Below are 26,026 nucleotides of genomic sequence, written 5' to 3'. Positions count from 1 at the left end.
ACCCAAGTCTCTGGACCCTGCCGCTGGTTCCGTTATGCGTAGGCCGTTCATTTGTTCCGAGGCCCGTTCCGTGCTGCGCATTCTGATCTTTCTTGTCTGGGTCTCCACATTGGGTGCCTGTGTCGACAGGTCCGTTTCGGTGATCCTGCCGCAGGCGCTCGAGGTTGGCACTGCGCAGACCGTCTTTGTCGCGACCACGCGTGCGCGCGAACCGGACGGCAGCTATGGCTATGGGCGGGCCGAGGATCTGAGGTTTCTGGAACTGACCGTGTCGATTCCGCCGAGCCACCGGCCGGGAACGCTTGATTTTTCCTATTCCGACCCTGATCCCGCAAAACAGTTCGTGCTGGCCGGGCTGAAAGAATTTGACGGGCCGCGGGACCTAAAGGCGCGGCTGAATGGCGCGCAGGAGGTCACGATTTTTGTGCACGGCTTCAACGCCACCCAGACCGAAACCGCGTTTCGTGCGGCCCAGTTGGCCCATGACATCGGGCTGCCGGGGCGGACCCTGATCTATTCCTGGCCCAGCCGGGGCAGCGGCACGGGTTATGCCTATGATCTGGACAGCATGCTGTTTGCGCGCAACGGGCTGCAGCAAACGGTGGCAAAGCTTAAATCCATCGGCGTTCCGCGCATACTGATCGTGGCGCATTCGATGGGGGCCGCGCTGACCATGGAGATGATGCGCCAGGCCGAGCTGCGCGAGCCCGGCTGGTCACGGCGCAACCTGGAAGGTGTTCTGCTGATCTCGCCCGACCTGGATGTCGATGTGTTTCGGTCGCAGATGGCCAGCATTCAGGACCCGCCCGATCCGTTCTTGGTGATGGTGTCAAAGAAAGACCGGATTCTAGGCATCTCGGCCCGGCTGCGCGGCACCGCCAAGAGTGAACGGCTGGGCAATATCCGGTCGACCGACCGGATCGCCGAATACCCGATCAGCATCATCGACACGACCGTGTTCAACCGCGATGCCGAATCCTCGCATTTCGTGGCCGCGACCTCGCCGGCGCTGCTGTCGATTCTGGGCGCGCTCCGCCGCGTCAGCCGGACTTTCGGCAAGGACAACGGAGGGATCGACCTGCTGGTTCCTCCGGCGGTTCGAAACGACAACGGCGCGACCGAAGTGGTTCTGACGGAAACCGGGCAGGTCCGGGTCAGTTCTCCGTGACTGGGCGGGGGCTGCGCCGTTTTCTGGCCGGGAATGCGCCATGGCTGGGTGCGGGGGTACTGCTGACCTTTCTGTCCAGTTTCGGGCAGACGTTTTTCATCTCGATCTTCGCGGGCCAGATCCGGGCCGAGTTCGGCCTGAGCCACGGCGCCTGGGGCAGCCTCTATGCGCTGGGTACTCTGGTTTCGGCCGGGGTCATGATCTGGGCCGGAGGGCTGACCGACCGCTACCGCGTGCGCGCGCTGGGGGCTGCGGTGCTGGGAGGCCTGGCCGTGGCGGCGATGGCGATGGCGGTCAACCGCTGGGTGGTCCTGCTGCCGGTTGTGATCTTTTTGTTGCGGCTGTTCGGCCAGGGCATGTGCAGCCACATCGCAATGGTGGCGATGACCCGATGGTTCACCGCCTCGCGCGGGAAGGCGCTGTCGATCGCGACGCTGGGCTTTGCCGTGGGCGAGGCGGTTTTGCCGATGCTGTTCGTGGCCGCGATGGCGCTGATTGACTGGCGCTTGCTGTGGGTCGCCTCGGCCGCCGTGACGCTGTTGGGCGTACCCGCCTTGATGCGGATGCTCAGGAACGAACGCACCCCCCAAAGCCTTGCGCAGCAGCATTCGGCCACCGGGATGGCGGGCCGTCACTGGACCCGGTCCGAAACCCTGCGGACCCCGCTGTTCTGGTTCATGGCGCCGGCGCTTCTGGGGCCGTCGGCCTTCATCACCGCCTTTTTCTTTCACCAGGTTCATCTGGCGCAGATCAAGGGTTGGGCGCATCTGCAGCTTGTGGCGCTGTTTCCGATCTATACCGGGGTGTCGATTTTGGCGATGTTCGCCTCGGGCTGGGCGCTGGACAGGTGGGGCACCGCCCGGATGATGCCGTTCTATCAACTGCCGCTGGCGATCGGGTTTGGCCTATTTTCCGTCGTGCACACAATCCCCGGCGCGGTGGTGGCACTGGCGTGTCTGGCGCTGTCGGTTGGGGCCAACAGCACGCTGCCCGCGGCCTTCTGGGCCGAGTTCTACGGCACCCGCCACATCGGCGCGATCAAGGCCATGGCTGCTGCGGTCATGGTGCTGGGATCAGCCATCGGACCGGGCCTGACCGGGGCACTGATCGACAAGGGCGTTTCGTTGACCACCCAGTTTCAATGGATCGCCGGGTTTTTCATGCTGGCCAGCGCGCTGGTTTGGGCCGGGATCCACCGGGCGCAGCGGCTGTTCTAGCGGATCCGGCGCAGGTAGACGTAATAGGCCCCTTCGCCGCCATGGCTGACATGGGCCGGCGCCACCTGCAGCACCGCCTGCGCCAGCGGCGGCAACGCAAGCCATTGAGGCACCTGATTGCGCAGCACCCCGCGCGGAGTCGGAATCGGGCCGGGCTCGTCGCGGTGTTTGCCCTTGCCCGTCACGACCAGAACCAGCCGCTTTCCCGAGGCCTGTGCCGACAGGATGAACCTGATCAGGGCCGGGTGCGCCGTGTCGACCCGCATGCCGTGCAGGTCCAGCTTGCCCTCGGGTTTCAGCTTGCCGCGCTTCATCCGGGCGAAGGCCTTGCTGTCCATCTGCACGGGCGCAGCCCGCAGCCCCTCGGCCACCGAAGGCTTCAGACGATGGTCCGGCGCGGGCGCAGGTCGGTTCTGACCCAGCTGGAACGGCTCGATCCGCGGTTTGGGCGGTTTCTTGGGCGTGGGCTTGGGCAGGGTGGTCGGATGCACCGACTGCGGCAGTTCCGGGTGCAGCCGTTCGGTCTGGCGGGCCACCTTGCGCCACAGTTCGATCTCGTCAGCGGTCAGTTTGCGCCGGGTCATCAGAATTCGTCCGGCAACATGGCATAGGCGCGCTGGATCGGCAGCAGCACCACCATCCGGCCCGGATCCTTCAGCCGCCCGGCCGCCTGGCCCGCGGCGTCCCCCGTGCCGAAAAAGATGTCGGCCCGCTGTGCGCCCTTGATCGCGGCACCGGTGTCCTGCGCAATCATCAGGCGGCGCAGGGGCACGGCCCCGTCTTTCTCGACCCAGACCGGCGCACCCAACGGCACAAAGGCCGGGTCGACCGCCACGCTGCGCATTGCGGTGATCGACCGGTTCATCGCACCCAGCGGGCCCCGGTCAGGCGCCACGCGCGAAACCTCGCGGAAGAACACGTAGGACGGGTTGTGCATCAGCAGTTCGGCCCCGGCTTCGGGGTTCTTGCGGACCCAGGCGCGGATCATCCGGGCGCTGACCTCATGCGCACCCAGCAGGCCCCGCCGCACCATCTCGACCCCGATCGAGCGATAGGGGTGGCCGTTCGCGCCGCCATACCCCACCCGTAACGCGGTCCCGTCGGGCAGGCGGATCCGGCCTGAGCCCTGGATCTGCAGAAAGAACAGCTCGACCGGGTCATCGACCCAGGCGATCTCGAGTCCGCGGCCCTGCATGACATCGCCGGTCAGCAGCTCTTGCCGGGTCAACCAGGGGCCGTCACCGCGGGCCTCGGGCGGCATCCGGTAGACCGGAAAGCGGAACCGGTCGGTGCGCTGGCGCGCGCCATCGAGTTCGGGTTCGAAATAGCCGGTGAACAGGGGCGGCTTGCCGTCCTTGATCAGAACCGGGCGGAAGAACAATTCGAAGAAGGCCCGCGCGGCCTCGGGCTTGTGGCTGCGCGCGGTGGCGCACAGCGCCCGCCAGTCGGGGTCGTCCAAATCGCCGCAGGTCTCGAGGAATACCGACAGGGCCGCGGCATGATCGTCTTCCGCCCAGCCGTGCAGGTCATCGAAGGTCAGGATCGACCGCGTGGTCTCGGCCCCGGCGGCGGGAGCGGCGGCCAGAATCGCCGCCACAATCAGCGACCGGAGTCGTCCCGTCATGCGTCGGTGGCGACAAGCAGCCAGTTCGGATCGTCCGCGCCCATGACGCGGGCAAATGTCCAGCTGTCCTTCTGGCGCTTGATCGTGTTGGGGTTGCCCTCGACGATGTTGCCGTCGCGGTCGCGCACGACCGAGGTCAGTTCACCGACAAAGCGCACGGTGATCTCGGCCCGGTTGGTGTCCTTGTCAAACTGCGCGTCCACCAGCGCGATCTCGCGCACGCCGATGAACTCGGCCTCGATGGTCAGGCCCTTGTCTTCGCGATCGGCCACGACGGACACGAAGGTTTCAAAAACATCTTCGGCCAGGAAGGGCTGAATTTCGTCCAGGTTGCCGCGCTCGAATCCCATCACGATCATTTCGTAGGCGCCGCGTGCGCCCTGCAGGAACTCGCTAACCGAGAAGCTGGGTTCGACCCGCTTCATCGCGGCCAGGGTCTGGGCGATTTCGCTGTCTTCGGGGACATGATCGGTGATGTCGCGATCGGGGCCGCCCTCGATCACCTCGAAATCCCGGCGCGACTTGCTGGGGGCAGGTTGCTGCGGCACGGGCGGTTTCTCGAAACCTTCCCGCGTGCCCAACACGCTTTTCAGGCGCAGGATCAGGAAGATGGCAATGCCAGCCAGCACCAGAAGCTGGATTAGGGGTGAATTCATTTCGTCCTCTTTTCAGCACCGAGACTTTGTACAAGCGGCCTCTGGTCACTATGTAGGTGACTGTTGATGGCAAGTCCACAGCCCGGCCTATGGGAAAGGATAGCGCAAATGTACCTGTTCTTGGCATTTTTGTTGGTGCCGATCGTCGAAATCGCCCTGTTCATCCAGGTTGGCGGGCTGATCGGCCTGTGGCCAACGCTAGCGATCGTGGTGCTGACGGCGGTTCTGGGCACCGTGATGGTGCGCAACCAGGGCCGGATGGCGCTGGAGAAACTGCAGCGCAGCTTTGCCGAACTGGACGACCCGACCGAGCCGCTGGCCAGCGGGGCGATGATCCTTGTCTCGGGTGTGCTGCTGCTGACGCCGGGGTTCTTCACCGATGCGGTGGGATTTGCGCTGCTGATCCCGGCGGTCAGGGCCGGCGTGTTCCGCTGGCTGAAATCGCGCGTCACAGTCACGCAGTTTCAGATGGGCGGCGCCACGCGGCACGAGGGCCCGTTCGCGCCGGGCGACATCATCGACGGCGAATTCACCGAGGTCCGCCCCCGTTCGAACCCGCCGCGTCCTTCGAAATGGGTAGAAGGCCCCCACCGGCATTGAGGTGCCGCGCCCAACTTGCTAAGCAGTGGCGAATTTCATTTTTGGAGCCGTTCCATGACCGAAGACACCGCCGCAGGCAACACCGAAGCCCCCGCCAACCCGCAAGTCAAAATGCGGGTCCTGGGCCAGTTCATCCGGGACATGTCGTTTGAAAACGTGATGGCGCAGAAAGGCGTTTCGGGCGACGTGCAGCCCGAAATCTCGGTTCAGGTGAACCTGGATGCGAAAAAACGCCCGGTCGAAAACCAGTACGAAGTGTCGATCAAGCTCAAGCTGACCTCGAAGGCCAAGGGCATGGAGGACGTCCTGTTCCTGTGCGAAATCGACTATTGCGGCCTGTTCCACGTGGAGGGCGTGCCGGAGGACCAACTGCACCCGTTCCTGCTGATCGAATGCCCGCGCATGCTGTTCCCGTTCCTGCGCCGGATCGTCAGCGACATCACCCGCGATGGCGGCTTCCCGCCGGTGAACCTGGACAATATCGATTTCGTCGCGCTGTATCGCAACGAACTGATGCGCCGTCAGGCCGAGCAGGCCAACAAGACTGAAGCCTGATACGGACCCCGCGCCTGACCGGGTCAGGCGCGGGTCCACAGGGCGTTGTCGCCCAGTTTCTTCACGAAAGCTTCATGCGCGGTGCGCTCCTCCGCGGTGATCCGCGGGGGCAGGGGCGTCGGCCGCGGGCCCGGGCGCCAGGTCTCGCCGCCACCGCTGGTTTCCGAGCGGGCTGCGGACAGGCCGAAATCGGGCTGTCGTCCGCCGATCAGCTCAAGATAGACCTCGGCCAGGATTTCCGAGTCGAGCAACGCGCCGTGCAGAACGCGGTTCGAGTTGTCGATGTTGAACCGTCGGCACAGCGCATCCAGCGAGGCGGGCGAGCCGGGAAACCGCTTGCGCGCAATCGCCAGTGTATCCAGCGCCTGATCCATTGGGATCGGGGGCAGGCCCATCCATCCCAGCTCGGCATTGAGGAATTTCATGTCGAAGGCGGCGTTGTGGATCACCAGCCGCGCATCACCCACGAAATCGCGGAAGGCCTGCCCAATTTGGGCAAAAACGGGTTTGTCCTTCAGGGTGATCTGGCCCGGTTCAGGTTTTTGCGGCGGCTCCAGCAGGTCGGGGCCGATACCGTGCACACCGAAGGCCTCGGCCGGCATCGAACGTTCTGGGTTGATATAGACGTGATAGGTCTCGCCCGTGGCGACGTGGTTCCACAGCTCGATGGCGCCGATCTCGACGATCCGGTCGCCGCTTTCGGGATCGAATCCGGTGGTTTCCGTATCCAATACGATTTCACGCATCTGCCAATCCTGCCCTGATCTGCCTGACCACATCCTGCACCTGTGCGCGGGCATGGTCCAGAGTGTCGGTGACGATCACGAAATCCGACCGCGCGCATTTCTCGTCATTCGGCATCTGTTTGGCGCGGATTTGCTCGAACTGCGCCTCGGTCATCGTACCACGCGCCATGACGCGGTGCTTCTGCTCGTCTGGGGAGATTGAAACGCAGGCCACCGCATCCATCTGCGCATCGCCGCCGGTTTCGAAAAGCAGCGGGATGTCAAAGACAAGGATGTCTGACTTGGCCGCCTGGCGAAACATTTCCCGATCCCGGGCAACCAGTGGGTGGACGATGGATTCGATCCGTTTCAATGCGGTCGGATCGGCGCCGATGATCCGTTTCAGGACGTCGCGGCTGACGGCTCCATCCTCGATCGCGTCGGGAAATGCCTCGCGGATCGGCGCGACCGCCGCGCCGCCTACCGCATACAGCCGATGCACCGCGGCGTCGGCATCCCACACGGCGCAACCTTCCTGCGCGAACAGGTCGGCGGTGGTGCTTTTGCCCATGCCGATCGATCCGGTCAGACCCAACGCAAAGCTCATGCCAGAACCGCTGCGCGGGTTTCTTCCGTGACCTCGGGGCGGAGGCCGAACCATCGCTCGAACCCCGGCACCGCCTGATGCAGCAACATGCCCAGCCCATCGACGATGCTACAGCCCGCAGCCTCGGCCTGTTCCAGAAGGCGGGTCTTCAGCGGTGCATAGACCAGATCGGTCACCACCGTTCCCGGCTGCAACCCGTCCAGCGGGACGCGCAGTTCGGGTTGGCCCTGCATGCCCAGTGACGTGGTGTTCACCACCAGCTCGGCGTTTTCGATCACGTTTCCGGCCTTGACCCAATCAATCACGGTGATGCGCTGGCCGAATTCCTCTTTCAGGTGATCAGCGCGCGACTGCGTGCGGTTGGTCAGCAAGATCTCGGGTACACCGGCGTCGACCAGCGCCTGCAGCACCGCCCGAGCGGCTCCACCTGCGCCGAACACCACAGCCGGGCCATCCTGCGGCACCCAATCCGGCGCGCCCGCGCGAAGGTTCTGCATGAACCCGTACCCGTCGGTATTGTCTGCGTGGATCGAGCCATCGGCCCGGAACACCAGCGTATTCGCCGCCCCGATCACCGAGGCACGGTCCGACACATGATCCGCCAAGCGCAACGCGGCCTCTTTGTGCGGAACGGTGACATTGGCCCCGACGAACCCGGCCTTGGGCAAGCTGCGCAGGACCGTTTCAAGATCGGCAGGCGCAACATCCATCGGCACATAATGGCCCGGCAAACCATAGGTCTTCAGCCAATAGCCATGCAGGGCGGGCGATCGGGAATGGGCAATCGGGTGTCCGATGACTCCGGCCAGTGGAATGCGGTTGTCGGTCATTGTTCGATCACCCCTCGGACCGCAAGAAAATTGAGCAGCTCCAGCAGGGGCATACCCAAGACGTTAAAATAGTCGCCGTCAATGCTGCTGAACAGGCGCACGCCTTCTTCTTCCAGCTTGTAGGCCCCGACTGCATGGCGAATGCTGTCCCAGTTGCGCGCGACATAGCCCTTCAGATAGGCATCCGAACTGGCGCGCATCCGCAACCGTACCCGTCCGACATGGCGCCAGACCGGTTCGCCGTCCTGATAGATCACCGCCGCCGACAGCAGCATGTGACGCTTGCCGCGCATCGCCTTTAACTGCGCCAGCGCGTCTTCGGGCGTTTCGGGCTTGGACAACAGACGTCCATCGAAATCCAGAACCTGGTCACAGCCCAGAACCATCGCGCCGGGCGTCTTGTCACTGATCTTGCGCGCCTTAAGCTCGGCCAGAGCATCGGCGATGTCGCGGGGTGGCGCGCCCTCGGCCAAAAGCGCGCGTTTCGCGGTATCTTCGTCCACGCGGGCGACTTGGACGGAAAACGGCACCCCGGCGTTCCGCAGCAGCTGCGCGCGGATCTCGGACCCCGAGGCAAGTACGATGGGGACAGTCATGTGGAAAACCCCGTGGGCAAGTGGATCATTGGTCTTGAACGGTTTGTATGGTTTTCCGGTTGACACGCAAGCCCGCGATTTCGGCCCGAAACTTCCCTGAGTCGCCCGAAGTCTGTCCGGTCGGGACAAGGATAACTCGGGACCTTGGGATTTCCTGTTTATCAAAAGATGTCCCTTTAGTTATCCCCAGAAAAGGTTAGGCGGATTCATTTCAAATCATTGAGTTTGCTTGTGAAAACTTTGTTTCAACAGAATCACGGATAATCGGGATACAGTCATCCACCTGGGGAAAACCGGCAGACAAAACAATAATCCACGGATTTTGCCCACCCTACAAAACCATCATCCTTTCTCTTTTCTATTTTTTTTATTAGGGAGGGCCCGACCAGTGCCGGGAAACCCAATGACCGATCTTCTCTTCACGTTGTACCCTTGGGTGAAATCGCTACACATTATGGCGGTGATTTCGTGGATGGCGGGTTTGTTCTATCTGCCGCGCCTGTTCGTCTATCACGTCGAAAAGGCGCAGGCCGTCGACGGCGCGCCCGAGATCTTCTTTGAAATGGAAGAAAAGCTGCTGCGTGTGATCATGCGGCCGGCGATGATCGTGGCCTGGGTCTGCGGCCTCATTATGGTGTTCACTCCCGGCATCGTCGGGTGGGACTGGTCCTGGCCCTGGGTCAAGGGCGCGGCGGTGATCGGTATGACCTGGTTCCATCACTGGCTGATGGCTCGGCGCAAGGATTTCGTCGAGGGCCGCAATACGCTCACAGGGCGCCAGTACCGCATGATGAACGAAGTTCCGACCGTTTTGATGGTCATCATCGTTCTGGCGGTCATTCTGAAGTTCTGAGGGCCATTCCCGCACGGGTTTGACTCGGGTGGCAGCTGGCCTTATGTAAGAGGTAACCCATCCGACCGGATGGCGCATCTTCCTGTTTGAAATTCAATGCTGTGCCGCACCCTTGCGGCCAAGGTCCGTATAATCATGACAACCGAATCCCTGAATCTGTCCGATCTGAAGGCGAAAAGCCCTAAAGACCTTCTGGCCATGGCCGAAGAGCTCGAGATCGAAAACGCCTCGACCATGCGCAAGGGCGAGATGATGTTCCAAATCCTGCGCGAACGCGCGGACGAGGGTTGGACCGTGGGCGGTGACGGCGTGCTTGAGGTGCTGCAGGACGGCTTCGGCTTTCTGCGCTCGCCCGAGGCGAACTATCTGCCCGGCCCGGACGACATCTATGTCTCGCCTGACATGATCCGCCAGCATTCGCTGCGCACTGGTGACACGGTTGAGGGCGAGATAAAGGCTCCGGACGAGAATGAGCGCTATTTCGCGCTGACGAAGGTGACCAAGATCAACTTCGAAGACCCGGAAAAGGCCAAGCACAAGATCCTGTTCGACAACCTGACGCCGCTCTATCCGGACGAGCGGTTGAAGATGGAGATCGAAGATCCGACCATCAAGGACAAATCCGCCCGTGTGATCGACTTGGTCGCGCCGATCGGCAAGGGCCAGCGTTCGCTGATCGTGGCGCCACCGCGGACCGGTAAGACGGTGATCCTGCAGAACATCGCGCACTCGATCGAAAAGAACCACCCCGAATGCTACCTGATCGTCCTGCTGATCGACGAGCGCCCGGAAGAGGTGACCGACATGCAGCGCTCGGTGAAGGGCGAGGTGGTGTCGTCGACCTTTGACGAACCGGCATCGCGCCACGTCGCCGTGTCGGAAATGGTGATCGAAAAAGCCAAGCGTCTGGTCGAGCATAAACGAGATGTTGTTATTCTTCTCGACTCGATCACAAGACTTGGTAGGGCCTTCAACACCGTGGTGCCGTCCTCGGGCAAGGTTCTGACCGGCGGTGTGGACGCCAACGCGCTGCAGCGGCCCAAGCGGTTCTTCGGTGCGGCCCGGAACATCGAAGAGGGCGGTTCGCTGACCATCATCGCCACCGCGCTGATCGACACCGGCAGCCGCATGGACGAAGTGATCTTCGAAGAGTTCAAGGGCACCGGCAACTCGGAAATCGTTCTGGATCGCAAGATCGCCGACAAGCGCGTCTTCCCGGCCATCGACATTCTCAAGTCGGGCACCCGGAAAGAAGACCTGCTGGTCAACAAGACCGATCTGCAGAAGACCTTCGTTCTGCGTCGGATCCTCAACCCGATGGGCACCACCGACGCGATCGAGTTCCTGCTGTCCAAGCTGAAACAGACCAAGACCAATGCCGAGTTCTTCGATTCGATGAACACCTGATACGGTCTTGTCACGGACGCGGGGCCTTTGAATGGATACGATATTCGCCTTGGCCAGCGCGCAGGGCAAAGCAGGTGTGGCGGTCATCCGTCTGTCCGGGCCATTGGCGCATCGGGCCGCGGCGGATTTGTCGGGCGGTGACTTGCCGGCGCGCGGGATGCGGGTGCGCGAATTTCTTGCGCCTGACGGCTCGCGCCTGGACGATGGCCTGGTGCTGACCTTTCAAGGGCCGGCCAGTTTCACCGGCGAAGACGTGGCCGAACTTCAGATCCACGGCAGTACGGCCGCGGTCAACGCCGTGTTGCGCACACTGGCCGACATGGATGGGTTGCGGATGGCCGAGCCCGGCGAGTTCACCCGGCGTGCGCTCGAAAACGGCAAACTGGATCTGGCCCAGGTGGAGGGCCTGGCCGATCTGATCGATGCGGAAACCGAGGCGCAGCGCAAACAGGCCCAGACAATCCTGGCCGGAGAGTTGGGGAACCTGGCTGAAAGGTGGCGGCGTGACCTGATCCGGGCGGCCTCGCTGCTTGAGGCGGTGATCGATTTTGCCGACGAGGAGGTTCCCACAGATGTGACGCCCGAGGTGCGGCAGTTGATTGCCGGGGTGATGGTGGATCTGGACCGCGAGTCGCGTGGGGTGAGAATTGCCGAGCGCATTCGGACCGGTTTCGAGGTGGCGATCGTGGGGCCGCCGAATGCCGGTAAATCAACGCTCTTGAATGCCTTGGCCGGACGCGATGCTGCGATCACCTCGGAATATGCCGGCACCACGCGCGACGTGATCGAGGTTCGGATGGATCTGGCCGGCTTGCCGGTGACTTTGCTGGACACGGCCGGCTTGCGAGAAACCCGGGATCATGTCGAAAGTCTGGGCATTGCTTTGGCGCGGGACAGGGCGGACAAGGCTGATCTGCGGGTTTTTCTGACCGAAGATCCCGATCAGCTGGGAATCGCTTTTCAGCCCGGAGATATCCACGTTCTGCCGAAATCCGATCTGCGCGGCGAATCCGAGTCCGGTGTTTCAGGCAAGACCGGGCAGGGCGTCGATCGGTTGATAGACCAGATATCGCGTGTTCTGCGCGAACGAACCGCAACATCTGGAATCGCGACACGAGAACGCCATCGAAGCGCCATGCAGCGCGCTTCTGCGGCTTTGACCGAATCGTTGAAGGTTCTGGAATCGGGTCCTGACCTATATGATATTGCAGCGGAAGAATTGCGCACTGCCATCCGCGCGCTGGAGTCCCTTGTGGGCCGGGTCGATGTCGAAAACCTGCTGGACGAGATTTTCGCCAGCTTCTGTCTTGGGAAATAGGGAGTGTTTCACGTGAAACATTCACAGTTTGATGTCGTGGTAATCGGGGCCGGCCACGCCGGTGCCGAGGCCGCTCATGCCGCCGCGAGAATGGGCGCGAATACAGCGCTGGTCACGCTGTCCGAGACGGATATCGGTGTAATGTCGTGCAACCCGGCCATCGGAGGGTTGGGCAAGGGTCATCTGGTCCGCGAGATCGATGCCTTGGACGGAGTCATGGGCCGCGTCGCGGACCGGGCCGGCATCCAGTTTCGCCTGCTCAACCGCCGCAAGGGGCCTGCCGTTCAGGGGCCACGCGCTCAGGCTGATCGGGCATTGTATCGGGCGGCCATGCAAGCGGAAACACGGAAGCGCCAAAACCTGACCGTCGTGACCGGCGAAGTCGTTGATTTCCGGATGGATGGACCGCGTGTAGCCGGGGTTGTTCTGGGCGATGGTTCGGAGATTCCGGCGAAAGCTGTGATCCTGACGTCTGGCACGTTCCTTCGGGGCGTGATTCATATCGGCGATGTCCAGCGCCCTGGCGGACGCATGGGCGACCGGCCCTCGGTCAGGTTGGCCGAACGTCTTGACAGCTATGACCTTCCGATGGGCCGTTTGAAGACCGGAACCCCGCCGCGCCTGGATGGGCGTACAATTGACTGGAGCGGGCTGGAGCGCCAAGAAGGGGATCCCGACCCAACCTTGTTTTCCTTCTTGTCGAAGGCGGTAGAAGCGCCGCAGATCGCGTGCGGGATCACCCATACCAACAGCCGTACCCATGACATCATCGAGAAAAACCTGAAGCGCTCGGCCATGTATGGTGGTCATATCGAAGGCGTTGGCCCGCGCTACTGCCCGTCGATCGAGGACAAGATCGTGCGCTTTGCGGAAAAGGACTCGCATCAGATTTTTCTCGAGCCCGAAGGCGTCAACGACCACACGATCTACCCCAATGGGATTTCGACGTCGCTTCCTCAGGATGTACAGGTTGAATACGTCCGGACGATCAAAGGATTGGAAAGTGCCGAGATCCTTCAGCCCGGCTATGCGATCGAATATGACTATATCGACCCGCGCGTATTGACGGCATCTTTGTCGCTGCCGGATATCCCAGGCCTATATCTTGCGGGTCAGATCAATGGTACCACAGGATATGAGGAGGCGGCGGCGCAAGGACTGGTTGCCGGTCTGAACGCCGCGTTGGCCGTCAAAGGGCGAGAGCCGGTCCATTTCACCCGTTCCAACAGTTATATCGGCGTGATGATCGATGATTTGACCACCCGCGGTGTTGCAGAGCCCTATCGGATGTTCACGTCCCGGGCCGAGTTCCGCCTGTCGCTGCGCGCGGACAACGCCGATCAACGGTTGACACCTGTTGGTCTGGAGATCGGGTGCGTGAGCGAGACGCGCCGGGCGGCATTTGAAAATAAGATGGAAGAACTGGACACGGTAAAGCAGAAGCTTTCCGGCCAAACCTTCACACCAAAGCAAATTCAATCCGTGGGAATTGACGTCAACCAGGATGGAAATCGGCGTGACGGTATGGCGATCCTTGCTTTCCCATCGGTATGTTTCGAAGACCTGATGCCTTTGGTCGATGGGCTGGAGGATGTTGAACATGATATCAGGCGGCAGATTGAGCGTGACGCGATGTATGCGAACTACATTGCGCGTCAGCAGAAGGATGTTGAAGCATTGAAGCGGGATGAAGCCTATGAAATCCCAATGGATTTCGACTACTTCGCGCTAGACGGGCTATCTTCTGAGATGAAGCAGAAGCTCACTCAAGCGCGTCCAGCCAACATTGCGCAGGCCAGTCGGATCGAAGGTGTGACGCCTGCTGCTCTGACTTTGGTTCTTGCAAAGCTCCGCCGGGATCAAAAAGCGCGGCACGCATGACCTCCAGTTTCATACCGACGCCTGACAGCTTGAGTGTTTCACGTGAAACATTCGATCGGCTGCGCCTATATGTCGATCTGTTGAAAAAATGGAATCCCAGAATTAACTTGGTGTCTCGCAGCACACTGGCCGAGTCATGGTCGCGTCACATTCTGGATTCGGTTCAAGTCTTTCGTCAGGTGGAAAAATTTGACCACTGGGTGGACCTTGGAAGCGGCGGGGGCTTTCCGGGCCTCGTTTGCGCTGTCATGGCCATTGAGACTCAGCCCCAGGCACGGTTTACCCTTGTCGAAAGCGATCAACGAAAATCGGCCTTTCTGCGGACGGTCATACGCGAGACAGGTGCAAACTGTTCGGTCATCATCAGGCGAATCGAATTGGCGGACCCGCTGAATGCCGACGTCCTGTCGGCCCGAGCCTTGGCCGATCTGATGACGCTTTTGTCTTTTTGTGACAGGCATTTGCAAAAAAACGGCGTTGCACTGTTCCCGAAAGGTGCCATCTGGAAAAAAGAGCTGGAGGATGCGCAGCGGGAATGGAAATTCGACGCCGAGCCGATTAAAAGTTTGACTGAAGCTCAGGCTGTCATCCTCAAGATCAAAGGAGTCTCACGTGGTTGATCTGTCGCGCCCGGCCGGACCTCGGATTATCGCCGTGGCCAACCAAAAAGGCGGGGTGGGAAAGACGACGACGGCAATCAATCTGGCAGCCGGCTTGGCCGAAGCGGGCTGCAAGGTGCTCGTGGTCGATTTGGACCCGCAAGGCAACGCGTCCACGGGCCTGGGGGTCGAGGACCGGGATTGGACGACCTATGACCTGATTCTCGATGAGGCGCCGCTGGAAGCGGTTGTGCAGGAAACCGAGCTGGAAAACCTGTACATCATTCCGGCGACCGTCGATCTGAGCTCGGCTGATATCGAACTGATTTCGAATGAAAAACGCAGCTATCTTCTGCACGATGCTCTGCGCCAGCCGGCCATTGATGCCTTTGGGCTGGATTTCATCCTGATCGACTGCCCGCCGTCGCTGAACCTTCTGACGGTTAACGCGATGGTCGCGGCGCATTCTGTTCTGGTCCCATTGCAGAGCGAGTTCTTTGCGTTGGAAGGTCTGTCGCAACTTATGCTGACGATCCGCGAGGTTCGTCAGACCGCGAATCCCGATCTCAGAATCGAAGGTGTTGTGTTGACCATGTATGACAACCGCAACAACTTGTCCCGGCAAGTCGAAAAGGACGCGCGTGACAACTTGGGCGAGATGGTATTTAAAACCAAGATACCCAGAAACGTCCGGGTCAGCGAGGCACCGTCTTTTGCGATGCCGGTGTTGCAGTATGACTCGGGGTCTTTGGGCGCCATGGCCTATCGACACCTGGCGCGCGAGATCATGCAGAAGAACAAGAAAATGGCTGTCTGAACGGCTGTCAGGAGGGCGAAGTGAGCGCCAAAAAGGCAAAACCCAGGGGGCTGGGGCGCGGGTTGTCCGCTTTGATGGCGGATGTCACGCAGGATCCGCAGGGGCAGGTATCTGCCGCGCCGCGTCGACCGGACATGAAAGTTCCGATCGAAAAGCTGCGGGCCAACCCCAACCAGCCGCGCCGCACTTTTTCGCAAGAGCAGTTGGACGAGCTGGCCGCCTCGGTCAAGGAAAAGGGCATCATCCAGCCCCTGATCGTGCGTCCCGTCGAGGGCGGCCAATACGAGATCGTCGCCGGTGAACGCCGGTGGCGCGCCGCGCAGATGGCGCAACTGCATGACATTCCGGTCATCGTGCGCGAGTTCGACGACACCGAGGTGCTGGAAGTCGCCATCATTGAAAACATCCAGCGCGCCGATCTGAATGCCGTGGAAGAGGCCGCAGGCTACAAACAGTTGATGGATCGGTTTGGACACACGCAAGAGAAACTGGCCGAAGCCCTGGGAAAGAGCCGTAGCCACATTGCCAACCTGTTGCGACTGCTGTCACTGCCCGGAGACGTTCAAACCCTTGTTGTTGAAGGAAAATTGTCGGCCGGACATGCCCGCGCGCTGATTACGTCGGAAAATCCGTCCGAGTTGGCGAAGACCGTGGTCAAAGAGGGGTTGTCGGTTCGGGCGACCGAAGCTCTGGTCAAAAAGCAACAGCAGAGCAACACGGACAAGCCCGCGCCGCGCTCCCGCAACCTGTACGCGGGCAAGGATGCCGACACGCGGGCGCTGGAAAAGGACCTGTCCGCGATCCTGGCGATGAAGGTGGTCATCAACCACAAGCCGGGAACCGAGACGGGGCAGGTCGTGCTGACCTATGAAAACCTGGACCAGCTGGATGATCTCTGTGCCAAGCTCAGCCGCTAGGGCGTGACCAGATAAAGATCATGACCGCGCCCAGGGTCACGGCCTGAATGATCAGGACATGGACCGGAACCGAAACCAGAACGGACAGGCCAAAGACGGCGGCGACCGACAGGGTTGCCGCCTTTTTTGCCGCCGGCCGGATCGCACCCGAGCTCTGCCAGTCGACGATCAGCGGGCCGAAGGTGCGATGCGTCAGCAGCCAAGTGTGCAACCGGCTTGAGGACCGCGCGAAGAAAAACGCCGCCAGCAGCAGGAACGGAACCGTGGGCACCAAGGGAAGGACGACCCCGACCATCGCAAGCGCGACGCAGAGCAATCCCAATGTGGCCCACAGATAGTGCATCTCTACTCCAGCAATTCTCGGATCACCGCATTCAGAACGGCGCGGCCGTCCGCGGTGGCAGCCAGACGGTTTTCCTGTTGGGTGATCATTCCGATCTCCTGCAGATAGTCCAGTTTGGTCTGCGGCAAAGAGCGCCCGGCTAAACGGCTAAAACGGTCCATATCTAGACCTTCCGTCAATCGAAGACACATCATGAGGTATTCGTTCGCTTGTTCTTCAGCGGTCAGTGGGGTCCGCAGCTTCTCGCCATTTCCCTGCTCGGCGGCATTCAGCCACGCGGTCGGTGCCAGATGCGTTTCGGTTGCGATCCGTTGGCCGTTCACCGTGATCCGCCCATGGGCGCCCGGTCCGATGCCGACATAATCGCCATAGCGCCAATAGATCAGGTTGTGCCGCGACTCGGCCCCGGGGGCGGCGTGGTTCGACACCTCGTAGGCGGGCATGCCGCGGGCCTCGCAGATCTCTTGCGTGGCCAGATACATGTCGGCGGCGTTATCGTCCTCGGGCAGGCCACGCAGCTTGCCGACCGAATAGCGGTCGCCGAATGCGGTGCCTGCCTCGATGGTCAGTTGGTACAGCGACAGATGGTCGATCGCCATCGACAGTGCCTCGGTCAGCTCGGCGCGCCAGGCTTCAAGCGTCTGGTACTGGCGGGCATAGATCAGGTCAAAGCTGACCCGGTCGAAACAGGTGCGGGCGATGTCGAAGGCGGCACGTGCCTCGGCCACGCTGTGGATGCGGCCCAGCCGCCTCAGATCTTCGTCATTCATCGCCTGAATGCCCATCGAGATCCGGTTCACACCGGCATCGCGATAGGCGGCGAACCGTCCGGCCTCGACCGAGCCGGGATTGGCCTCGAGCGTGATTTCCATGTCATTGGCGGGCCGCCAAAGGCTGCGGGCGGTGTCGATCACGGCGGCGACGGTTTCGGGCGCCATCAGCGACGGGGTGCCACCGCCAAAGAAGATCGTATTCAGAACCCGGTCGGGGGTTTCGGCCGCAGATCGCTTCAGTTCGGACAGGTATGCGTCAAGCCATTGTTTTTGATCTATATTTCTGGAAACATGGCTGTTGAAATCGCAATAGGGGCACTTGGCCTCGCAAAAGGGCCAGTGCACGTACAGGCCAAAGCCCCCGTTGCGCCAATCATCCGCCAAAGCAGCCTTTCACGAACAGCTCGACCGCGCGGGCGCGGTGGCTGATCTTGTTCTTTTCCCACCGATCCATCTCGGCAAAGGTCTGGTCATATCCTTCAGGAACGAACATCGGGTCATAGCCGAACCCGTCCTTGCCGCGGATCGGCCAGACCAGATGACCGGGTGCTACGCCCTCGAACACCTCGTCATGGCCGTCGGGCCAGGCCAGAACCAGCGTACAGCGGAATTGGGCCGTGCGTGGATGCGGGGCGTTTCGCGCCTCAAGCTCGTTATGGGCGCGGGTCATGGCCATCAGGAAATCGCGGCCATTTCCGGTTTCGGCCCAGTCGGCAGTGTACACGCCCGGCGCGCCGTCCAGCGCATCGATGGTGATACCGGAATCGTCGGACAGGGCGGGCAAGCCGGTGGCCCGGGCGGCGGCGTGGGCCTTGATGCGCGCGTTGCCGACGAACGTGTCCTCGGTTTCTTCGGGTTCGGGAAGGTTCATCTCAGCCGCGCCCACGACCGTCACGCCAAAGGGCTCGAGCAGATGGGCCATCTCCTCGAGCTTGCCTTTGTTGTGCGTGGCCACCAGCAGCCGATCGCCTTCAAACCGGCGGGTCATGCGGTGGCAGCCCGTTGCGCGGCCACCAGCTCGGACACGCCTTTTTCGGCCAATTCCATCAGATGGTCCATCTGCGTGCGGCTGAAGACGGAACCTTCGGCGCTCATCTGCACCTCGATCAGCTTGCCGGAGCCGGTCATGATGAAGTTGCCGTCGACGCCAGCCTCGCTGTCCTCTGGGTAATCCAGATCCAGAACCGGCTGGCCGGCATAGATTCCGCAGGATACGGCCGCCACCGGATCGACCAGCGGGTCCGTGATCACGTCGCCGGCCTTCATCAGCTTGTTGACCGCCAGCCGCAGCGCGACCCAACCACCGGTGATCGAGGCGCAGCGGGTCCCGCCATCGGCCTGCAGCACGTCACAGTCGACGGTGATCTGGCGTTCGCCAAGGGCGACGCGATCCACCCCGGCGCGCAAGGCGCGGCCGATCAGGCGCTGGATCTCAACGGTCCGGCCACCCTGTTTGCCGCTGGCGGCCTCGCGCCGCATCCGGGTGTTGGTCGCGCGCGGCAGCATGCCGTATTCGGCGGTGACCCAGCCCAGGCCCGACCCCTTGATGAAGGGCGGCACGCGATCTTCGATCGTGGCGGTGCACAAAACATGGGTGTCGCCGATCTTGATCAAGCAGGAACCTTCGGCATGTTTGGTAAACCCGGTCTCGATTGAAACCGGGCGCATTTCGCTTAAATCTCGTCCAGAGGGTCGCATGAGATATCCTTTGTCTGCTGGCTTGGGGATACCGCCCGGCGCGGCAGCGATGCAACCCCGATTGACCTTTCTGTTGGCAGCTATTTAATGACCATCCAGCAAAAGGATCGCCGATGAGTGAAGCGAGTAAAATTCTGGACGAGATGAATGACCGGTCGCGCGAGGTGTTCCGGCTGATCGTCGAGAACTATCTCGAAAGCGGCGAGCCGGTCGGAAGCCGGACGTTGACCCGGTCGCTGAGCGAGAAGGTCAGCGCAGCAACCGTACGCAACGTTATGCAGGATCTGGAATTTCTGGGCCTGTTGGACAGCCCCCATGTCAGCGCCGGGCGGGTGCCGACCCAGATGGGGCTGCGCATGTTCGTGGACGGGCTGCTGGAAGTCAGCGACTTGGGCGAGGAAGACCGGCAGAAGCTGGACGAAACCCTGGGCAGCAACGCCGGCGACGTCAGCGGCATGCTCGACCGGGTCGGCGCGGCGCTGTCGAACGTGACGCGCGGAGCGTCTTTGGTTCTGACGCCTAAGCACGAGGCCGAGATCAAGCATATCGAATTCGTGTCCTTGGGCCATGATCGGGCGCTTGTGGTTCTGGTGTTCTCGGACGGGCACGTGGAAAACCGTCTGTTCACGCCGCCGCCTGGGCAGACGCCCAGCTCGATGCGCGAGGCGGCCAATTTCCTCAACGCCCTGATCGAGGGCCGCACGCTGTCCGATGTGCGCCGCATGATCCAGACCGAGATTGCCGCGCGCCGCCAGGAGATCGACGTGCTGGCGCGCGAGCTGGTCGAAAGCGGCCTTGCGGCCTGGGAGGGCGACGAGACGGACTCGGCGCGGCTGATCGTGCGCGGGCGGGCGAATCTGCTGGGCGACACCGGTCAGGAGGAAGAGCTGGAGCGGATTCGGGTCCTATTCGACGATCTTGAGCGCAAGCGCGATATCGCCGAATTCCTGGAATTGACCGAAGAAGGTGAAGGCGTGCGCATTTTTATAGGTTCCGAGAACAAACTTTTCTCACTTTCGGGTTCCTCTTTGGTGGTGTCTCCTTATATGAACGCTGATCGAAAGATAATCGGCGCCGTTGGCGTGATCGGGCCGACCCGTCTGAACTATGGGCGGATCGTGCCGATCGTGGACTATACGGCGCAGCTGGTCGGCAAGCTGATTTCCGACCGGAGCTAGAGGATAAAAGATGGCAGAGCCGAAGAACGAAGAATTTCTGGACGACATTGCAACTGCCGAGGCGGAAGAACTGGCCGAGGAATTGGCCGAGATCAGCGAGGAAGCGCTGGAACTGGATGCCCTGAAGGCCGAGCGTGACGAACTGCGCGACAAGTTCATGCGCGCCTTGGCGGATGCGGAAAACGCACGCAAGCGCGGCGACAAGGCCCGCCGCGAGGCGGAACAGTATGGCGGGTCCAAGCTGGCGCGTGACATGCTGCCGGTCTATGACAGCATGAAGCGCGCGCTCGAGGCCGCGAGCGACGAGCAGCGCGAAGTTGCCGCCGGTCTGATCGAAGGCGTCGAACTGACGATGCGCATGCTCAAGGACGTGTTCAAGAAACACGGGATCGAGGTGATCGCGCCCGAGGTTGGCGACAAGTTCGATCCGAACGTGCACGAAGCCATGTTCGAGGCCCCGGTGCCGGGCACCAAGGCGGGCGAGATCATCCAGGTTTCGGCCGAAGGGTTCATGTTGCATGACCGCCTGCTGCGTCCGGCGCAGGTTGGCGTGTCTTCCACTCCGGCAAGCTGAAACGCGCCCTAGGGCGCATGCCTTCGGCGAGAGTATTTGGGAAAAGATGAAGGGGCGCTCAGGATCTGGCCGCCTCTTTCAGTTTGTAGATCAGGTCCAGCGCCTCGCGGGGGGTTAGGTCGTCCGGCAGGATCTGGTCCAGCATATCGGTGACCGGTGAGGCCTTCGCAGCCGGTGGCGGCGGGGGCGGTGCGGCGGAAAACAGCGGCAGATCATCGATCAGCGCCTTTTGCTTGCCGCCCTCGCGCTCGGTCTTTTCCAACTGGTCCAGAACCACGCGGGCGCGCTCGACGACCGAAGCTGGCAGGCCGGCCAGTTGCGCGACCTGCACGCCATAGGAGCGGTCGGCCGCGCCCTTGTGAACCTCGTGCAGGAAGATCACTTCGCCCTCCCATTCCTTGACCGCGACGGTGGCGTTTTCGACGCCATCCAGCTTGCCGGCCAGCGCGGTCAGCTCGTGGTAATGCGTGGCGAACAACGCGCGGCAGCGGTTGGCGGCGTGCAGATGTTCCAGCGTGGCCCAGGCGATGGACAGGCCGTCATAGGTGGCGGTGCCCCGACCGATCTCGTCGAGGATCACCAGCGCCCGGTCATCGGCCTGATTTAGGATGGCCGCGGTTTCCACCATCTCCACCATGAAGGTCGATCGCCCCCGCGCCAGATCGTCGGAGGCGCCGACGCGGCTGAACAGCTGGCTGACCAGCCCGATATGCGCGCGCTCGGCCGGAACGAAACTGCCCATTTGTGCCAGCAGCGCAATCAGCGCATTCTGGCGCAGGAAGGTCGATTTACCGGCCATGTTGGGCCCGGTCAGCAGCCAGATGGCCGCACCTTCCTCGGCGCTGAGGTCGCAGTCATTGGCGATGAAGGCATCACCGGATTGCTGGCGCAGCGCGTGCTCCACCACCGGGTGGCGGCCTGCGACGATGTCGAAGGCGCGCGAGCCGTCCACCTGTGGGCGGGACCAGTTTTCGCCCCGCGCCAGATCGGCCAGCGCGGTGGTCAGGTCCAGCTCGGCCAGCCCGCGCGCGGCCTGGTTGATGCGGGCAGCCTGCGCCAGAATCTCGTCAGAAAGCCTTTGATAGAGCCGCTTTTCGATCTCCAATGCCAAATTGCCGGCGTTCAGGATGCGGGTTTCGATCTCGCTGAGCTCAACCGTGGTGAACCGCACCTGGTTGGCGGTGGTCTGGCGGTGGATATAGGTCTCGCTGAACGGCGGGTTCAGCATCTTTTCGGCATGGGTGGCCGTGGTTTCGATGAAATAGCCCAGCACGTTGTTGTGCTTGATCTTCAGCGAGGCGATGCCGGTGTGTTCGGCGTATTTCTGTTGAAACCCGGCAATGACCGAGCGCCCCTCGTCGCGCAGGGTGCGGGCTTCGTCCAGTTCGGCGTCGAAACCCGGCGCGATGAAGCCGCCATCGCGCGCCAGCAACGGCGGGTCGGCGACCAACGCCTGATTCAGCAGGTCGAGCAGGTTGTCGAAGCCCACGAGGTTCTGAACCGCGGTTGCCAGCAGCACCGGCAGGTCCTGACCGGCGCAGATCTCGGCAATCGCCTGCGCCTGGGTCAGCCCATTGCGGATCGCGGCCAGATCGCGTGGGCCGCCGCGCTCCAGCGACAGGCGCGACAGGGCGCGGTCCAGATCGGGCGTCTTGCGCAAGGCTTCGCGCAGATCGGCGGCGATCAGGCTGTCCTGGGCGGCAAAATCGACCGCATCCAGCCGCGCGTGGATCACGTCCAGATTGCGCGAGGGGCTGGACAGGCGTTGTTCCAACAGGCGCGCGCCGCCCGGGGTCACCGTGCGATCCACCACCGACAGCAGCGATCCGGCCCGTCCGCCCGATAAGGACCGTGTCAGTTCAAGGTTCCGGCGGGTGGCCGCGTCGATCTGCACGACGCGATCCTCGGATTCCTTCATCGGCGTCTGCAGAAGCGGCAGTTTGCCCTTCTGCGTGATTTCCAAATAGTCGATCAGCGCGCCCATAGCCGAGATCTCGGCCCGGCCAAAGCTGCCGAACGCGTCCAGCGTGCCCACGTGAAACAACCCGCAGATGCGTTTTTCTGCCGCAGTGCTGTCGAAACTGGCCCGCCCGATGGGGGTCAGCGCGATGCCAAGATCTTCGACCGTGTCGCGCAGATTAAACTCGGCGCCATCGGCCACGATCAGCTCGGACGGGGCCAGCCGGGCCAGCTCGGGGCTCAGCCGGACCGAGGTCAGCGGCATCACGTGAAACGCCCCGGTCGAGATGTCGGCCCAGGCCAGCGCGGCCTCGTCGCGCACCTCGGCATAGGCGGCCAGAAAGTTGTGGCGGCGCGCTTCCAGCAGGGCGTCTTCGGTCAGGGTGCCGGGGGTGACAAGGCGCACCACATCGCGCTTTACCACTGACTTAGAGCCTCTTTTCTTGGCTTCGGCCGGGCTTTCCATCTGTTCGCAGACGGCGACGCGAAAGCCCTTGCGGATCAGCGTCAGCAGATAGCCCTCGGCCGAATGTACCGGCACGCCGCACATCGGGATGTCTTCGCCATTATGCTTGCCGCGCTTGGTCAGGGCGATGTCCAGCGCCTCGGCGGCGTTCACGGCGTCCTCGAAGAACATTTCGTAGAAATCGCCCATGCGATAGAACAGCAGGGCGTCTTTGTGGGCCTCTTTGATTTCCAGGTATTGCGCCATCATCGGCGTGACGTTGGACAAGGCTGCTCCCCTCTGGCGTATTCCGGCGCGACCTTACAAATCCACCAACCGCGACGAAAGGTGAAATCGCATAGTCGTTGAGGCGCGCCCCCGCCTGCGGTATGAGGCGAAAAGCCCCGAAGCCATGGAACCGACCGTCAAAATGCCCAAAGCGAAGATCACCAAAGAAGAGGCGCTGGCCTTTCACCTGGAACCCACCCCCGGAAAGTGGGAGGTGCAGGCCACCGTTCCCATGACCACGCAGCGCGATCTGTCGCTGGCCTACAGCCCCGGCGTGGCGGTTCCATGTGAAGCCATCGCGGAAAACCCCGAGACCGCCTATGACTATACCAACAAGGGCAACCTCGTGGCCGTGATCTCGAACGGGACGGCGGTTCTGGGGCTGGGCAATCTGGGCGCGCTGGGGTCCAAGCCGGTGATGGAGGGTAAATCCGTCCTGTTCAAGCGCTTCGCCGACGTGAACTCGATCGATATCGAGCTGGACACCGAAGACCCGGACGAATTCTGCCGCGCGGTCAAGCTGATGGGGCCGACCTTCGGCGGCATCAATTTGGAAGACATCAAGGCGCCCGAGTGCTTCATCATCGAACAGCGCCTGAAGGAAGAGATGGACATCCCCGTCTTTCACGACGATCAACACGGCACGGCGGTGATCTGTGCGGCGGGGCTGATCAACGCGCTGCACATCTCGGGCAAGAAGATCGAGGATGTGAAGATCGTCCTCAACGGGGCCGGGGCAGCGGGGATCGCCTGTATCGAACTGCTCAAGGCGATGGGTGCCCGGCATGAAAACTGCATCGTCTGTGACACCAAGGGTGTGATCTATCAGGGCCGGACCGAGGGCATGAACCAGTGGAAGTCGGCCCACGCGATTGCGACCGAGCTGCGCACGCTGGAAGAGGCCATGAAAGGCGCCGACGTGTTCCTGGGCGTATCCGTCAAGGGCGCGGTCACGCAAGAGATGGTCGCCAGCATGGCTGACAATCCAGTGATCTTCGCCATGGCCAACCCCGATCCGGAAATCACCCCGGAAGAGGCACACGAGGTGCGCGTTGACGCCATCGTGGCCACCGGGCGCAGCGACTACCCCAACCAGGTCAACAACGTTCTGGGCTTTCCCTACCTGTTCCGCGGGGCGCTGGACATCCACGCCCGCGCCATCAATGACGAGATGAAGATCGCCTGCGCCCACGCGCTGGCCCGTCTGGCGCGCGAGGATGTGCCCGACGAGGTGGCGCTGGCTTATGGCAAATCGCTGACCTTCGGGCGCGACTACATCATTCCCACGCCGTTTGACCCGCGCCTGATCTACCGCATTCCGCCCGCCGTCGCGAAGGCGGGGATGGACACCGGCGCGGCCCGGCGGCCGATCATCGACATGGAGGCCTATGAGCTGAGCCTCAAGTCGCGCATGGACCCGACCGCCAGCATCCTGCGCGGCCTGAACGCCCGGGCCCGCGCGGCGCAAAGCCGGATGATCTTTGCCGAGGGCGACGATCCGCGGGTTCTGCGGGCGGCGGTGATGTATCAGCGGTCGGGCTTCGGCAAGGCGCTGGTCGTGGGCCGGCCCGACGACGTGAAGACCAAGCTGGAAGCCGCCGGTCTGGGCGACGCGGTGCGCGAATTGGAGGTGGTCAATGCCGCCAACACCACGCATCTCGATGCCTACAAGGACTTTCTGTACCAGCGACTGCAGCGCAAAGGCTTTGACCGCAAGGACATCCACCGCCTGGCCGCGCGCGACCGGCATGTGTTCTCGGCCCTGATGCTGGCGCATGGGCATGGCGACGGTCTGGTGACCGGGGCCACCCGCAAGTCGGCGCATGTGCTGGACCGCATCAGCCATGTGTTCGACGCCGACGCCGCCCATGGCGCTGCCGGGATCACCGCGCTGCTGCACAAGGGCCGGATCGTGCTGATCGGCGACACGCTGGTGCATGAATGGCCCGACGAGAACGATCTGGCGACGATTGCCGAACGCGCCGCCACGGTTGCCCGCCACATGGGGCTGGAGCCTCGGGTGGCGTTTGTCAGCTTCTCGACCTTCGGGTATCCGGTGTCCGAGCGGACCGAAAAGCTGTACAAGGCCCCACAAGTGCTGGAGGCGCGCGGCGTCGATTTCGAATACGAAGGCGAAATGACCGTCGACGTGGCGCTGAACGCCCACCAGCAAGAGGCCTATCCCTTCTGCCGCCTGACCGGGCCGGCCAACATCCTGATCGTGCCTGCGCGGCACTCGGCGTCGATTTCCACCAAGCTGATGCAGGAAATGGCCGGGGCCACGGTGATCGGCCCGATCCTGACCGGCATCGACAAGCCGATCCAGATCTGTTCGACCGGCTCGACCGCGAATGACATCCTGAACATGGCCATCCTGGCCTCGTGCGACATGGCGTGA

The 26,026-nt window shown here is 62.3% G+C and carries 26 protein-coding genes; 14 read left to right on the top strand and 12 right to left on the bottom strand.

The annotated features are described in order from the left end of the window. Nucleotides 1–70: 70 nt before the first annotated feature. Both AC2FNS_RS16335 and AC2FNS_RS16330 read left to right on the top strand, forming a co-directional pair. On the top strand, nt 71–1,168 hold the full coding sequence (locus AC2FNS_RS16335) for an alpha/beta hydrolase (RefSeq protein ID WP_496711030.1): 1,098 nt from the start codon (nt 71–73) through the stop codon (nt 1,166–1,168). Further along, a complete protein-coding gene (locus AC2FNS_RS16330; RefSeq protein WP_496797667.1) occupies nt 1,165–2,385 on the top strand; it encodes an MFS transporter in 1,221 nt (406 codons plus the stop codon). Before AC2FNS_RS16335 ends, AC2FNS_RS16330 begins: the two co-directional genes overlap by 4 nt. On the opposite strand, the gene AC2FNS_RS16325 is transcribed toward AC2FNS_RS16330, so the two are convergent. Genes AC2FNS_RS16325 through AC2FNS_RS16315 form a run of 3 tightly spaced genes read right to left on the bottom strand, consistent with a single transcriptional unit; the run spans nt 2,382 to nt 4,665 of the window. Then, on the bottom strand, nt 2,382–2,969 hold the full coding sequence (locus AC2FNS_RS16325) for a Smr/MutS family protein (RefSeq protein WP_496683663.1): 588 nt from the start codon (nt 2,967–2,969) through the stop codon (nt 2,382–2,384). The two genes, AC2FNS_RS16330 and AC2FNS_RS16325, sit on opposite strands and share 4 nt — an antisense overlap. Continuing rightward, complete coding sequence (gene mltA, locus AC2FNS_RS16320; RefSeq protein WP_496711028.1) at nt 2,969–4,009, bottom strand: murein transglycosylase A; 1,041 nt, start codon at nt 4,007–4,009, stop codon at nt 2,969–2,971. The genes AC2FNS_RS16325 and mltA overlap by 1 nt, the downstream gene beginning before the upstream one ends. Next, on the bottom strand, nt 4,006–4,665 hold the full coding sequence (locus tag AC2FNS_RS16315; protein ID WP_496687874.1) for a Tim44/TimA family putative adaptor protein: 660 nt from the start codon (nt 4,663–4,665) through the stop codon (nt 4,006–4,008). The genes mltA and AC2FNS_RS16315 overlap by 4 nt, the downstream gene beginning before the upstream one ends. Nucleotides 4,666–4,773: 108 nt before the next feature. Between AC2FNS_RS16315 and AC2FNS_RS16310 the strand changes: the two genes are divergently transcribed. Together AC2FNS_RS16310 and secB are read left to right on the top strand one after the other, a co-directional pair. Then, nucleotides 4,774–5,265, top strand: a complete 492-nt coding sequence (locus AC2FNS_RS16310; RefSeq protein ID WP_496681654.1) for an FxsA family protein — start codon at nt 4,774–4,776, stop codon at nt 5,263–5,265. 54 nt (nt 5,266–5,319) lie between these two features. Next, complete coding sequence (gene secB / locus AC2FNS_RS16305) at nt 5,320–5,820, top strand: protein-export chaperone SecB (protein ID WP_496681644.1); 501 nt, start codon at nt 5,320–5,322, stop codon at nt 5,818–5,820. Between the two features lie 23 nt (nt 5,821–5,843). Here the strand turns inward: secB and dnaQ are convergent, their stop codons facing one another. From dnaQ to AC2FNS_RS16285, 4 genes are read right to left on the bottom strand one after another with little or no spacing between them, the layout of a single operon-like run. Next, on the bottom strand, nt 5,844–6,566 hold the full coding sequence (dnaQ, locus tag AC2FNS_RS16300; protein ID WP_496681643.1) for a DNA polymerase III subunit epsilon: 723 nt from the start codon (nt 6,564–6,566) through the stop codon (nt 5,844–5,846). After that, complete coding sequence (gene coaE / locus AC2FNS_RS16295) at nt 6,559–7,152, bottom strand: dephospho-CoA kinase (protein WP_496711027.1); 594 nt, start codon at nt 7,150–7,152, stop codon at nt 6,559–6,561. The genes dnaQ and coaE overlap by 8 nt, the downstream gene beginning before the upstream one ends. Beyond that, complete coding sequence (locus AC2FNS_RS16290) at nt 7,149–7,982, bottom strand: shikimate dehydrogenase (RefSeq protein WP_496711026.1); 834 nt, start codon at nt 7,980–7,982, stop codon at nt 7,149–7,151. The genes coaE and AC2FNS_RS16290 overlap by 4 nt, the downstream gene beginning before the upstream one ends. Beyond that, nucleotides 7,979–8,578 carry a Maf family protein gene (locus AC2FNS_RS16285; RefSeq protein ID WP_496711025.1) on the bottom strand — a complete coding sequence of 200 codons (600 nt, stop codon included), beginning with the start codon at nt 8,576–8,578 and terminating at the stop codon, nt 7,979–7,981. The genes AC2FNS_RS16290 and AC2FNS_RS16285 overlap by 4 nt, the downstream gene beginning before the upstream one ends. 403 nt (nt 8,579–8,981) lie before the next feature. Here AC2FNS_RS16285 and AC2FNS_RS16280 point away from each other — a divergent pair, with 403 nt between their 5' ends. The 7 genes from AC2FNS_RS16280 (at nt 8,982) to AC2FNS_RS16250 (ending at nt 16,370) form a co-directional block, all read left to right on the top strand. Further along, entirely contained in the window at nt 8,982–9,431 is a 450-nt protein-coding gene (locus AC2FNS_RS16280; protein ID WP_170342619.1) for a CopD family protein, read from the top strand. Between the two features lie 135 nt (nt 9,432–9,566). Then, complete coding sequence (gene rho / locus AC2FNS_RS16275) at nt 9,567–10,838, top strand: transcription termination factor Rho (RefSeq protein WP_496711024.1); 1,272 nt, start codon at nt 9,567–9,569, stop codon at nt 10,836–10,838. Nucleotides 10,839–10,869: 31 nt separating this feature from the next. After that, on the top strand, nt 10,870–12,156 hold the full coding sequence (gene mnmE / locus AC2FNS_RS16270; protein WP_496711023.1) for a tRNA uridine-5-carboxymethylaminomethyl(34) synthesis GTPase MnmE: 1,287 nt from the start codon (nt 10,870–10,872) through the stop codon (nt 12,154–12,156). A gap of 12 nt (nt 12,157–12,168) precedes the next feature. Then, entirely contained in the window at nt 12,169–14,037 is a 1,869-nt protein-coding gene (mnmG, locus tag AC2FNS_RS16265; protein WP_496711022.1) for a tRNA uridine-5-carboxymethylaminomethyl(34) synthesis enzyme MnmG, read from the top strand. Beyond that, nucleotides 14,034–14,657, top strand: a complete 624-nt coding sequence (gene rsmG, locus AC2FNS_RS16260; RefSeq protein WP_496711021.1) for a 16S rRNA (guanine(527)-N(7))-methyltransferase RsmG — start codon at nt 14,034–14,036, stop codon at nt 14,655–14,657. The genes mnmG and rsmG overlap by 4 nt, the downstream gene beginning before the upstream one ends. Next, nucleotides 14,650–15,453 carry a ParA family protein gene (locus tag AC2FNS_RS16255; protein WP_490360036.1) on the top strand — a complete coding sequence of 268 codons (804 nt, stop codon included), beginning with the start codon at nt 14,650–14,652 and terminating at the stop codon, nt 15,451–15,453. Before rsmG ends, AC2FNS_RS16255 begins: the two co-directional genes overlap by 8 nt. Nucleotides 15,454–15,473: 20 nt before the next feature. Then, nucleotides 15,474–16,370 (top strand): ParB/RepB/Spo0J family partition protein, encoded by an 897-nt coding sequence (locus AC2FNS_RS16250; protein ID WP_496711020.1) that lies wholly within the window; start codon nt 15,474–15,476, stop codon nt 16,368–16,370. Here AC2FNS_RS16250 and AC2FNS_RS16245 read toward each other — a convergent pair. The 4 genes from AC2FNS_RS16245 to rph are packed head-to-tail and all read right to left on the bottom strand — an operon-like array spanning nt 16,360 to nt 19,184. Beyond that, nucleotides 16,360–16,713, bottom strand: a complete 354-nt coding sequence (locus AC2FNS_RS16245) for a YbaN family protein (protein WP_496681622.1) — start codon at nt 16,711–16,713, stop codon at nt 16,360–16,362. The genes AC2FNS_RS16250 and AC2FNS_RS16245 overlap by 11 nt on opposite strands. A 2-nt stretch (nt 16,714–16,715) precedes the next feature. After that, nucleotides 16,716–17,870, bottom strand: coding sequence for a radical SAM family heme chaperone HemW (gene hemW, locus AC2FNS_RS16240; RefSeq protein WP_496803913.1), 1,155 nt, complete (start codon nt 17,868–17,870; stop codon nt 16,716–16,718). Next, complete coding sequence (rdgB, locus tag AC2FNS_RS16235; protein WP_496681617.1) at nt 17,860–18,474, bottom strand: RdgB/HAM1 family non-canonical purine NTP pyrophosphatase; 615 nt, start codon at nt 18,472–18,474, stop codon at nt 17,860–17,862. The genes hemW and rdgB overlap by 11 nt, the downstream gene beginning before the upstream one ends. Beyond that, on the bottom strand, nt 18,471–19,184 hold the full coding sequence (gene rph, locus AC2FNS_RS16230) for a ribonuclease PH (protein WP_496681615.1): 714 nt from the start codon (nt 19,182–19,184) through the stop codon (nt 18,471–18,473). Before rph ends, rdgB begins: the two co-directional genes overlap by 4 nt. Before the next feature lie 113 nt (nt 19,185–19,297). Between rph and hrcA the strand changes: the two genes are divergently transcribed. Together hrcA and AC2FNS_RS16220 are read left to right on the top strand one after the other, a co-directional pair. Then, entirely contained in the window at nt 19,298–20,362 is a 1,065-nt protein-coding gene (hrcA, locus tag AC2FNS_RS16225) for a heat-inducible transcriptional repressor HrcA (RefSeq protein WP_496681612.1), read from the top strand. A gap of 10 nt (nt 20,363–20,372) precedes the next feature. Next, nucleotides 20,373–20,936: a nucleotide exchange factor GrpE gene (locus tag AC2FNS_RS16220; RefSeq protein ID WP_496681609.1), complete on the top strand. Its 564-nt coding sequence runs from the start codon at nt 20,373–20,375 to the stop codon at nt 20,934–20,936. Nucleotides 20,937–20,994: 58 nt separating this feature from the next. On the opposite strand, the gene mutS is transcribed toward AC2FNS_RS16220, so the two are convergent. Then, complete coding sequence (gene mutS, locus AC2FNS_RS16215) at nt 20,995–23,610, bottom strand: DNA mismatch repair protein MutS (RefSeq protein ID WP_496711068.1); 2,616 nt, start codon at nt 23,608–23,610, stop codon at nt 20,995–20,997. Nucleotides 23,611–23,770: 160 nt separating this feature from the next. Here mutS and AC2FNS_RS16210 point away from each other — a divergent pair, with 160 nt between their 5' ends. Beyond that, complete coding sequence (locus AC2FNS_RS16210; protein WP_496681606.1) at nt 23,771–26,026, top strand: NADP-dependent malic enzyme; 2,256 nt, start codon at nt 23,771–23,773, stop codon at nt 26,024–26,026.

This window comes from Ruegeria sp. BHSA191, assembly GCF_059613325.1.
This window is presented reverse-complemented; position numbering and strand designations above follow the sequence as displayed.